Origin of the sequence: Phyllobacterium sp. (genome assembly GCF_037994405.1) — a bacterium.
Lineage (GTDB): Bacteria > Pseudomonadota > Alphaproteobacteria > Rhizobiales > Rhizobiaceae > Phyllobacterium.
In genome coordinates this window covers 1-2,604 of record NZ_JBBNAN010000232.1, presented here as the reverse complement: position 1 = coordinate 2,604, position 2,604 = coordinate 1, and the positions used below count along the sequence as shown (strand labels likewise).

2 protein-coding genes and 2 pseudogenes are annotated in these 2,604 nt (G+C 53.4%); all 4 read right to left on the bottom strand.

The window, feature by feature from the left end; all coding sequences use genetic code 11:
* Nucleotides 1-77, bottom strand: a pseudogene (locus AAAC48_RS12605) (VapC toxin family PIN domain ribonuclease); the annotation flags it as partial.
* Entirely contained in the window at nucleotides 74-328 is a 255-nt protein-coding gene (locus AAAC48_RS12600) for a type II toxin-antitoxin system Phd/YefM family antitoxin (protein ID WP_340654495.1), read from the bottom strand. The pseudogene AAAC48_RS12605 and the gene AAAC48_RS12600, both read right to left, overlap by 4 nt.
* Before the next feature lie 413 nt (nucleotides 329-741).
* Nucleotides 742-896, bottom strand: a pseudogene (locus AAAC48_RS12595) (branched-chain amino acid ABC transporter substrate-binding protein); the annotation flags it as partial.
* A gap of 69 nt (nucleotides 897-965) precedes the next feature.
* Nucleotides 966-2,604: ABC transporter ATP-binding protein/permease (locus AAAC48_RS12590; protein ID WP_340654494.1), on the bottom strand; the 1,639-nt coding region annotated here is incomplete at its 5' end.

The following is a 2,604-nucleotide window of genomic DNA, read 5'->3' as shown; positions in this document are numbered from 1 at the left end:
ACGACATTGGTGTCCGCCTTACCGTCTCCCGCTTTGCGCAGCTCGGAAATGACGTTTGTATCGAGTAGGAACATCACGAGAAATCGGCTGGCCGGGGCTGTTCACGCGACCGGGGAAATTCCACGTCGATATCCGAGAGGCCTGGCATAGAGAGGGCTTCGACAATGCTTCGGTGCTTCCCGGTGATGCGCTGATATTCCTCGAAGCTCAATAGCACGGTTACCGGTCTGCCCCGCTTGGTGATGAATACAGGGCCACTCTGCGTGGCCTTCTGCGCCTGATTGGCGTTCTGCTGGAATTCCCGGCTTGATAGGGTCGTAATCGACATGGCAAAACCTCATTGCGAACGATTGTTGATACATTAGAACATTGTGCATGCAAATGCAACTCTCAACCCGCCTTTGGACCTACCGGCCCGAACCGCCAATAGGTCCCGTCTTGAGGAAGCCTCCGTTCCAACTACCGGAGCGAGCGCTTTCAGATCGCCCTCAAACTCTGGTCCTGACGGACCAGACATATGCCAGCTTCGGCGGGCATGTTCTTGCCCGCGCAATCATGTCCTCGTCACTTCGCTCAATGCCAAATTCGCGACGGAACCAACTTGCATGCTGCCGTTCCACCCGCCCGACCGCCATGCAGTTTGAGGAACTATGATTAGATGCAGTGGACATCCTCCTGCAAATATCAAAAACCTCAAAAGCGTTTGTACGGAATGCAGTCAGTGCATCTTCGTGACTTCAATCACTGCTGGTAGTAGCGGTATGATCCATCTGCTGCCTTCTCCCATTTGTACATTACATAGCCTGGGAGAGTGGAGTCGCCCTTCTTGTCGTAGGAGATTTCGCCAAGAACCGTCTTGAGGGACCTTTCTCCTTCATCGCTTTGGCAACCAGTTTTGAAATCACTGACTCGGCATTCTCATAGTTAACTGCAACGCGACATTGGGATTGCGCGATGATTTGGCGCTATTCAGCGGCTATCATCGAATATTTTCGCTGCACGAAGTTCGGCACCTCAACCCGTCCCAGCGGCGGCTGAATGTCGTGGAGTTCGGCAAGTCCGTTCTTGATTTCCAGTATCTGCGAATAAAATTCGGATCCGCGCGCCGATTTCGGCGTTTCCTGCTCGTGCATCACACTGATGACCGTGATCCCCTTGCAATGATCCTTGATTGCCTGGTGGAATGCAATTTTGGATTCTGGATCGAGAGCACCTGTGGCCTCGTCGAGGAATAATATGTCTGGCCTATGCAAAAGAATTCTCGCGAGCACGAGTTTCTGTTTCTGGCCGCCCGACAGAAGCTGATCCCATGGGGTGCCATCGCGGTCCTCCTGCTCGAGATTCTCGATGAAGTCTCCCATCCCGGCGCGATGAAGTGCGGCAGCTGCTGAGGCATCGCCAAACGCCGATTCATCATCTGGAAGGCAAATCAGCTGCTTGAGTGACGCTGTCGGGAGCTTCACTTCCTGTGCGGCGTACATTGCCGTTGCATTTTCAGGATAGGTTATGTCACCCCGCCCGTATGCCCAAAGCCCGTTCAGCGCCTTCAGCAGGCATGTTTTCCCGCAGCCTGATTCACCCTTGAGATAGACCCATTCACTCTTGTGGAAATGCAGATGGGATGCAGATAGGAACGACTGCGCATCATCCGACCGATGCATGAGTTCGAGATTGCGGACCGTCATGCCAAAGAGTTCGTGCTGTGTACCGTAGGAGAATTCATTGATACCGCTCGACCGATAGAAATCCGTCGGCCGCTGGACTGATTCAACAGCTGCTGCCAGCTCTGTGACGCGCCTTGCGTTCGCCTTTAGATTGGCAATCGCGGGCATCACCTGGATGAACCATGAGCATTCGTTGATCATTGAGCCGACCAACTCGGCTCCAGTAATGTAGCTCTTCAGGCTGATCGTGTTGCTCATATAAGGAAGAAGGCCGGGCAGATAGGCGACCACGCGAGCAGCGAAGAAGTTATAGACGGCCGTGAACGATATGTATGCGGCATCGAAGCAGTTCAGCTTGGACCACGTTCTGTCGACCGCTGAATAGAGTCTGGTGTTAACGATACGCTGCACGTTTTCACCGTTTGAGGCGGCCACCTGAAAGCTGCGACGAAGGAATGTTGTCAGTTCACTGCGGTAACTGCCCTCTGTCTGCTGCATCTCCAGCGTAAGCGTTTCAAGTATACGGCCGATCCTCATTGCAACCCATGTGCTGAGAGGAACGTAAACAGTGATCCCGACGAAAGCGAGTATGGCACTGCCATATGAGCCGAGGAATTCAAGCCCGCTGACTTCGGTCGACATCTCAATGAGCTTTTGCCCGATGAAGATGATTGACATCGCCACACCCAAGATCCCGATCGAGAGACCTATGGCGCCGCCAGTCATCCCTTTGATGGATTCTTGCAGACGCTGATCAATATTGTCGGGCATTTCCGCGCGTTCCCCCTGCTGGAGGTGGTAATGCGTATGATTTCTATCGAGGAGGGCATCGTTGAAGCGAGAATTCAGCCATCCGCGCCACTTGCGGTGCAGCGTTGTCGAAAGCAGATGGCGGAAACCGACAAAACCAACCTCTTTCACAACCATTATCAGGATGAGA

Excerpts from the sequence above, each read along its gene's own strand:
- AAAC48_RS12600 (WP_340654495.1), bottom strand. The coding sequence starts at position 328 with ATGTCGATTACGACCCTATCAAGCCGGGAATTCCAGCAGAACGCCAAT.